Genomic DNA, 9,183 nt, shown 5'->3' on the forward strand with positions numbered 1-9,183 from the left:
CACCCGATCGGCACGACCGACCGACACCGCACCCCGCGACGCCAACCACAACGGCGCACCCACACCCGCGTCACCCAACGCCTGCACCAGCGCGAGGCTGTCGGCCAGGCCGGCGGTCAGCACGGGGTGCTCGGGGTGTGAGCCGGTCCCGAGGGCCAGCAGGGACAGGACACCGGTCAGTGCGGCCGGGTCCTCGACGGCAGCGCGCAGCCGCTCGGCCAGCGCGGCCCGGTCGAGCGCGCCGGACGGTACGGGCAGCCTCAGGACGTGGGCGCCGTATCTCTCCAGGGCCTCCGCGACGGCGGTGGTCCAGCCCTCCTCGCCGCCGCCCTCCGGGTGGACGAGCAGCCAGGTACCGGAGAGTCCGGCGGTCGGCAGGTCGGTGAGCGGGTTCCACGCGGCGCGGTAGCGCCAACCGTCCACGGTGGAGCGGGCGCGGCGCTGCCGGTGCCAGTGCGACAGGACGGGCAGGGCGGGCGCGAGCGCGTCGGCGGAGGCGTCCAGCTCCGCCTGGTCCAGGTCCAGGGCGGTGGCGAGCGAGCGCAGGTCCTGCCGCTCGACGGCCTCCCAGAAGCGGGCGTCGAGCTGCTCGGCGTCGTTGTCGCGGGCCGCCGCGTCGGCGGTCGGGACGGCGGTGCGGCCGGTCTCCAGCCAGAACCACTCGTGCTGGAAGGCGTAGGTCGGCAGGTCGACCCGCCGGGTGTCAGGTCCGGTGAGCAGGGCCTGCCAGTCGACGGGGACGCCGTGCGCGTAGGCGGTGGCGAGCGCGGTCAGCGCGGTCCGGGCCTCGGGCCGGCCGGCCCGCAGCGCGGGGACGCGGACGCCGTGCTCGCCCAGCGCGGACAGCACGCCGTCGGGGCCGAGCTCGACGAAGACGCTGACGCCCTGGGCCTCCAGGGCGCGCATGCCGTCGGCGAAGCGGACGGCCTCGCGGACGTGGCGCACCCAGTACTCGGGCGAGCACAGCTCCTCGGCGGTGGCCAGGGCACCCGTGACGTTGGAGACGACCGGAATGCGCGGGGCGCTGTACGTCAGGCCCTCCGCAGTCCGGCGGAAGTCCGCCAACATGCCGTCCATCAGCGGCGAGTGGAAGGCGTGCGAGACGTTGAGCCGCTTGGTCTTCTCGAACTGTCCGGCGATCGCCAGAACTTCGGCCTCGTCGCCGGAAATCACCACCGAGGAGGGCCCGTTGATCGCGGCGATGCTGACGTTGCCGGTGAGCAGCGGCAGCACCTCGGCCTCGGTGGCCTTCACCGCGACCATCGCGCCGCCCTCCGGCAGCGCCTGCATCAGCCGGCCACGGGCGGCGACCAGGGCCACCGCGTCGTCCAGCGACAGCACCCCGGCGACGTGCGCGGCGACCAGCTCGCCGATCGAGTGGCCCACCAGGAAGTCCGGGCGCACCCCCCAGCTCTCGAAGAGCCGGAACAGCGCGGTCTCCACCGCGAACAGCGCCACCTGGGTGAACTCGGTACGGGCCAGGACTGCGGCGTCCTCTCCGAACACCGCCTCCTTCAGCGGCAGTTCGACCCGCGAACACACCGCGTCGAAGGCCTCGGCGAAGACCGGGAAGGCGTCGTACAGTTCGCGCCCCATGCCGGGCCGCTGGCTGCCCTGGCCGGTGAACAGGAAGGCCATCCGGGCCTCGTCCGCCGTGCCGCGCGCCGCGGCCGGCTCGTCCGCGCCCTCGGCGAAGGCCGCCAGCGCGCGCTCGGCCGCCTCCGGCCCGTCGACCAGCAGCACCGCGCGGTGCTCCAGGGAGGCCCGGGAGGCGGCCAACGAGGCGGCCACGGAGGCCGGGTGGGCGTCGGGGTGGGCGCCGACCCAGTCGCGCAGGCGCCCGGCCTGGGCGCGCAGCGCCTTCTCGGTGCGGGCGGAGAGGACCCACGGGACGGGCGTGCCGGCGGGGAGCGCGCCGGGGCCCGCGACGGGGGCCGGCTCGTCGCCGTCGGCGACCGGCGCGGCCTGCTCGATGATGGCGTGCGCGTTGGTGCCGCTGACGCCGAAGGCGGAGACGCCGGCCCGGCGCGGGTGGCCGGTCTCCGGCCAGTCCCTGGCCTCGGTGAGCAGTTCGACGGAGCCCGCGGCCCAGTCGACCTTCGGCGAGGGTTCGTCCACGTGCAGGGTCTGCGGGAGCACCCCGGCGCGGATCGCCATGACCATCTTCATGACGCCGGCGACACCGGCGGCGGCCTGAGTGTGGCCGAGGTTGGACTTCAGCGAGCCCAGCCACAGCGGCCGCCCCTCCGGCCGGTCCTGGCCGTAGGTGGCGAGCAGCGCCTGGGCCTCGATCGGGTCGCCGAGCACGGTGCCGGTGCCGTGCGCCTCGACGGCGTCGACCTGGTCACCGGAGAGGCGGGCGTTGGCGAGGGCCTGGCGGATGACGCGCTGCTGCGCGGGGCCGTTGGGCGCGGTCAGACCGTTGCTGGCACCGTCCTGGTTGACGGCGGTGCCGCGGACGACGGCCAGCACCGGGTGCCCGAGACGGCGGGCGTCGGAGAGGCGCTCCAGCAGGATCATGCCGACGCCCTCGGACCAGCCGGTGCCGTCAGCCGCCGCGGCGAAGGACTTGCAGCGGCCGTCGGCGGACAGGCCCCGCTGGCGGCTGAACTCGATGAAGGTGTCCGGGGTGGCCATCACCGTGACGCCGCCCGCCAGGGCGAGCGTGCACTCGCCGCCCCGCAGCGCCTGGACCGCCAGGTGCAGGGCGACCAGGGAGGAGGAGCAGGCGGTGTCCACGGTGACCGCCGGGCCCTCGAGACCGAAGGAGTAGGCCAGCCGGCCGGAGACCACGCTGCCCGCGTTGCCGGTCAGCAGGTGGCCCTCCAGCCCCTCCGGCACGGCGCGCAGCGAGGACGCGTAGCCCGAGGAGGCCGCGCCGACGAACACGCCGGCCTGGCTGCCCTTCAGCCCGGCCGGGTCGATGCCGGCCCGCTCGAAGGCCTCCCAGGAGGTCTCCAGCAGCAGCCGCTGCTGCGGGTCCATGGCGAGCGCCTCGCGCGGCGAGATGCCGAAGAAGTCCGCGTCGAAGCGCCCCGCGTCGGCGAGGAAGCCGCCCTCGCGGGAGTAGGTCGTCCCGTAGTTCGCCGGGTCCGGGTGGTACACGCCCTCGGTGTCCCAGCCGCGGTCCTCGGGGAAGACGGAGATCGCGTCGCCGCCGTCGGCGACCAGCTGCCACAGCTCCTCGGGGGTGCGCACCCCGCCAGGGAAGCGGCAGCTCATCGCGACGATCGCGATCGGCTCCCGGGACGCGGCCTGGAGTTGCCGGTTCTGCTGCCGGAGTCGCTCGGTCTCCTTCAGCGACGCACGAAGCGCCTCAAGCATCTTGTCGTTGGACGAGGCCATCATGTGCTCCACACTTCTCGCAAAAATCGTCAGGAATCGGAATCGGTGTTCTCGAACGCCATCTGGATCAGGCTGTCGACGTCCATCTCGTCGATGGATGCCGCGCTCTCCTCTCCGTCCGAGCCGTCCGATTCCTGGACGTCGTCGTGCAAACCGGCGATATCCAGCAGGATGTCCAGCACTCCGGCCTCCCGGAGTCGGGACAACGGGACCGTGGCCAGCGCCTGGCGGATCCGCGCCTCCCCGTCTTCGGGGCCGGCCGCGTCACCGCCCGCCGGGAACAGTTCCGCGGTGAGGTGGTCCGCGAGCGCCCTCGGTGTGGGGTGGTCGAAGACCAGGGTGGCCGGCAGTCGCCGACCGGTGGCCACGGTGAGCTGGTTGCGCAGCTCGACCGCGGTGAGGGAGTCGAACCCGAGGTCCTTGAACGAGCGGTCGGCCCTGACCTCGGCCGCCGAGGCGTGCCCGAGGGCCTCCGCCACGGTGCCGCGGACCAGGTCGAGCAGCGCCTGCCGCCGCTCCCCGTCGGTCGACCCGGCCAGCCGGGCCCGCAGTTCGGCCGCCGCGTCGGTGCCCTCGGACGCCCCGCCGTCGGCCTCGCCGGCCGCGAGGGCCAGTCGGACCTCCGGCAGGTCGCCGATCAGCGGGCTGTGGCGCAGCGCCGTGTAGCCGGGGGCGAAGCGCTCCCAGTCGACGTCGGCCACGGTGATCGAGGGCTCGCCGCCGATCGCGCCGGCCAGCGCCTCGGTCGCCAACTCCTGGGCCATGCCGTTCAGTCCGCGGCGGCGCAGCTGCTCCTCCGCGTCGGCCTCGGTGGCCATCCCGGAGCCCGCCCAGGGGCCCCAGGCGATCGCCGTGGCGGCCAGGCCGCGCGAGCGGCGCTGCTCGGCCAGGGCGTCCAGGTAGGCGTTGGCGGCCGAGTAGCCGGCCTGCCCGCCGCTGCCCCAGACGCCGGCGATGGAGGAGAAGAGGACGAAGGCGTCCAGTTCGGTGTCGCCCAGCAGTTCGTCCAGGTGCGCCGCACCGGACACCTTGGCGGCCACCACCGCGGCGAAGTCCGCCGGCGCCGTCTCGGCGAGCGGCGCGGACGCGGTGGCGCCGGCGGCGTGGACGACGGCGGTGAAGGCGTGCTCGGCGAGCAGCGCCTCGACGGCCGTACGGTCGCTCACGTCGCAGGCGGCGACGGTGGCCCGGGCGCCGAGAGCGGTCAGTTCGTCGCGCAGCTCGGCCGCGCCCGGCGCGTCCAGGCCACGGCGGCTGGTGAGCACCACGTGCTCGGCGCCGTTGGCGACCAGCCAGCGGGCGACGTGCGCGCCCAGCGCGCCCGTGCCGCCGGTGACCAGGACGGTGCCGCGCGGCGCCCAGCCCGGGCCCTCGGCCCGGTTGGCCCGGACGAGTCGGCGTACGAACACACCGCTCGCCCGAACCGCGACCTGGTCCTCCTCACCCAGACCGGCCAGCACCGACAGCAGTCGGCCCTGCGCCCGCTCGTCCAGCACCTCCGGCAGGTCGACCAGACCACCCCAACGCTCCGGGTGCTCCAGCGCGACGACCCGGCCCAGACCCCAGACCTGCGCCTGCGCCGCGTCACGCAGCACATCCGCACGACCCGTCGACACGGCGCCTCCGGTCGCCAGCCACAGCGGCGCACCGACACCGGCGTCACCGAGGGCCTGCACCAGCGTCAGCGCGACACCCGCGTCCGACACCACACCCAGCACACCCGCCACCGGGGCACCGGCAGCCGCAGCCACCGCAGCCGCCAACTCCGCGCGCGACAGCCCGGCCGAACCCACCAGCCGCACCGACACACCACGACCCGACAACGCCCCCGCACACGCCACCACCGGCGCGGCAGAGACGTCCTCCGCCACCACCAGCCACTCACCGGACGGAACGGTCGCGGCGGCCTCCGGCAGGGGCTTCCACTCGACCCGGTAGCGCCAGCCGTCGACGGTGGACTCCGCGGTCCGGCGCCGACGCCACTCGGACAGCACCGGCAGCACCGTGCCGAGCGAGGAACGCAGGTCGTCGTCCCCGGAGTCCAAGGCGTCGGCCAGGGAGTGCACGTCCTCCTGCTCGACGGCGTCCCAGAACCAGCCGTCGGCCTGCTGGGTCGCACCGCCCGTACCGCCCGTACCGGCCGGCCCGGCCTCCGGCGCCGAAGAGCTCTGCAGCCAGTAGCTCTGCCGGTCGAACGCGTACGTGGGCAGCTCCACCCGCCGAGCACCGGTGTCCCGGCCCCGGACGGCCGTCCAGTCGACGGCCGCACCCCGCACATGCGCCAGGGCCGCCGCACCGACCACCGTCCGGGCCTCCGCGCGCCCTGCGCGCAGCGCCGGGGTGAACACGCCCTGCTCGACGCACTCCTGGCCCATGGCCGAGAGCACGCCGTCGGGGCCCAGCTCCAGGTACGTGGTCACGCCCTGGGCCTCCAGGGTCCGCATGCCGTCGGCGAAGCGGACCGCCTGGCGCACGTGGCGCACCCAGTACTCGGGCGAGCACAGCTCCTCGGCGCTCGCCGGGGCACCCGTCACGTTCGACACGACCGGGATGCGCGGCGCCGCGTAGGACAGGCCCTCCGCCACGCGACGGAAGTCGTCCAGCATGCCGTCCATCAGCGGCGAGTGGAACGCGTGCGAGACGTTGAGACGCTTGGTCTTCTCGAACTTCCCGGCGATCGCCAGGACTTCACCCTCGTCGCCGGAAATCACCACGGACGTCGGGCCGTTGATCGCCGCGATGCTGACGTTCTCGGTGAGCAGCGGCAGGACGTCGGCCTCGGCGGCCTTGACCGCGACCATCGCGCCGCCCTCCGGCAGCGCCTGCATCAGCCGACCACGGGCCACCACCAGGGTGACGGCGTCGTCCAGCGACAGCACGCCCGCGACGTGTGCGGCCGCCAGCTCGCCGATCGAGTGGCCGACCAGGAAGTCAGGGCGGACACCCCAGCTCTCCAGCAGGCGGAACAGCGCCACCTCGACGGCGAACAGCGCGAGCTGGGTGAACTCCGTACGGGCGAGAACCGCGGCGTCCTCGCCGAACACAGCCTCCCGCAGCGGCAGTTCGACCCGCGCGCAGACCGCGTCGAAGGCCTCCGCGAACACCGGGTACGCCTCGTACAGCTCCCGGCCCATCCCCGGCCGCTGGCTCCCCTGCCCGGTGAACAGGAAGGCCAGCTTCCCGCCCTCGGACATGCCCTCCACCACGCGGGCGGAGCTCCGCCCGGCGGCCAGGGCGGTCAGACCGTCCGCGAACTCCGTACGGTCCCAGCCGATCACGACGGCCCGGTGCTCGAAGGTGCTGCGTCCGGTCGTCAGGGAGTGCGCGATGTCGGCGGCCCGCAGGTCGTCGTGCTCCTCCCAGTGGGCCAGCAGTCGCCGCGCCTGGTCGGCCAGGGCCTGCTCGCTGCGTGCCGACAGCACCCACGGCAGGACGGCGTCCGCCGCCTGCACGCGCTCCACCGGCTCGGCCGGGGTGCGGTCGGGCATGCCGACCTGCTCGATGATCGTGTGGGCGTTGGTCCCGCTGATGCCGAAGGAGGAGACGGCCGCGCGACGCGGGCGCCCGGTCTCCGGCCACGGCCGGGCCTCGGTCAGCAGTTCCACCGCGCCCGCCGACCAGTCGACCTTCGGCGAACGTTCGGTCACGTGCAGGGTCTTGGGCAGCACGCCGGCCCGGAGGGCCATCACCGTCTTGATGACGCCCGCCACGCCGGCCGCCGCCTGGGCGTGGCCGATGTTGGACTTCAGCGAGCCCAGCCAGAGCGGGCGGTCGCCGCTGCGCTCCTGGCCGTAGGTGGCCAGCAGCGCCTGGGCCTCGATCGGGTCGCCCAGCGCGGTCCCGGTGCCGTGCGCCTCGACCGCGTCGATCTCGGCGGCCGACAGCCCGGCGTTGGCCAGGGCCTGGCGGATCACCCGCTGCTGGGCGGGGCCGTTGGGGGCGGTGAGCCCGTTGCTGGCACCGTCCTGGTTGATCGCGCTGCCGCGCACCACCGCGAGCACCGGGTGCCCGTTGCGCTCGGCGTCCGACAGCCGCTCCAGCAGCAGCACGCCCGCGCCCTCGGCCCAGCCGGTGCCGTCGGCGTCCGCCGAGAAGGCCTTGCAGCGGCCGTCCGAGGCGAGACCGCCCTGGCGGCCCATCTCCAGGAACATGCTCGGGCCGGCCATCACCGTCACGCCGCCCGCGAGGGCCATCGTGCACTCGCCGCTGCGCAGCGCCTGGGCGGCCCAGTGCAGCGCGACCAGCGAGGACGAGCAGGCCGTGTCGACGGTGACCGCCGGGCCTTCAAGACCGAAGGTGTAGGCGAGTCGGCCGGAGGCCACCGAGGTGGCGTTGCCGGTCAGCAGGTGGCCCTGGAGGCCCGCCTGGTCGACGCCCTGCCCGGTCGCGTAGCCGTGCGAGGAGGCGCCGACGAAGACACCCGTCGGGCTGCCCTTCATCGAGGACGGGTCGATGCCCGCGCGCTCGAAGGCCTCCCAGGAGGTCTCCAGCAGCAGCCGCTGCTGCGGGTCCATGGCGAGCGCCTCACGCGGCGAGATCCCGAAGAACGCGGCGTCGAAGCGGTCCGCGTCGTACAGGAACCCGCCCTCGCGGGCCTGCTGGGTGCCGCTCTCGACGGCGGCCAGGGCGCTCAGGTCCCAGCCGCGGTCGGTCGGCAGCGCGCCGACCGCGTCGGTGCCGGAGAGCACCAGCTGCCACAGCTCCTCGGGGGTGCGGACACCGCCCGGGAAGCGGCAGGCCATGGCGACGATCGCGATCGGGTCCTCGTCCGCGCCCGCCGTCCGGACGGCCACCGCGACGGGCTTCGCCGCCGGCCGGGCGCCGAGGAGCTCGCCCAGCAGGTGGTCCGCGAGCGCGGCGGGGTTCGGGTGGTCGAAGACCAGGGTGGCGGGCAGCCGCAGGCCGGTGGCCGTGTTGAGGCGGTTGCGCAACTCGACCGAGGTCAGCGAGTCGAAGCCGAGGTCCTTGAACGCGCGGTCGGCGACGACGGCCTCCGCCGTGCCGTGTCCGAGGACGGCCGCCACCTGCGTCCGGACCAGGTCCAGCAGCAGGGCGTGCCGCTCCGCGCCGTCCAGGCCGTCCAGGCGCGCCGCGAGCGACGAGCCCGCGCCGGCCGTGCCGCCGGCCACGGCCCGCCGGACCGTGGCCCGGACCAGGCCGCGCAGGTACGCGGGAGGCGGAGTCGTCCTCGCCTGGGCCCGCAGCGCGGGCAGGTCGAGGCGGACCGGCAGCACGGCCGGTTCGACCCCGGCGCGGGCCGCGTCGAAGAGCGCCAGGCCCTCCTTCGCGCCCAGCGGCGGCACCCCGCCCCTGCTCATCCGGCGCACCTCGGCCTCGTCGAGCCGGCCGAGCATGCCGCCCTCGTGGGCCCAGGGGCCCCAGGCCATCGAGGTCGCGGGCAGGCCCAGTGCCGCGCGGTGCTGCGCCAGCGCGTCCAGGAACACGTTCGCCGCGGCGTAGTTGCCCTGGCCGCCCGTGCCGAACAGCGCGGAGACGGAGGAGAAGAGGACGAAGTCGGTGAGGTCCTGGCCGAGGGTGAGCTCGTGCAGGTGCCAGGCCGCGTCCACCTTCGGACGCAGTACCGCGTCCAGCCGCTCCGGGGTCAGCGAGGACACCAGACCGTCATCGAGCACACCGGCGGTGTGGACCACCGCCGACAGCGTCCGGCCCTCCAGCAGCCCCGCGACGGCGCCGCGGTCGGACACGTCACAGGCGACGACCTCCACCTCCGCGCCCAACCCGGCCAGCTCGTCCCGCAGTTCGACCGCACCCGGCGCGTCCGGACCACGACGGCTGGTCAGCACCAGACTCCGCACCCCGTGCACCGTGACCAGGTGC

General features: G+C 75.0%; 1 protein-coding gene and 1 pseudogene. Both read right to left on the reverse strand.

Annotated elements, in window-relative coordinates; all coding sequences use genetic code 11:
- Positions 1-3,345, reverse strand: a 3,345-nt coding sequence (locus ACWDBE_RS38865) for a type I polyketide synthase (protein WP_449810340.1), incomplete at its 3' end; no start/stop codon positions are given.
- Positions 3,346-3,374: 29 nt separating this feature from the next.
- Positions 3,375-9,161 (reverse strand): annotated as a pseudogene (locus tag ACWDBE_RS38870) (type I polyketide synthase); the annotation flags it as partial.
- Positions 9,162-9,183 lie beyond the last annotated feature (22 nt).

This window comes from Kitasatospora sp. NPDC001132 (assembly GCF_053598415.1).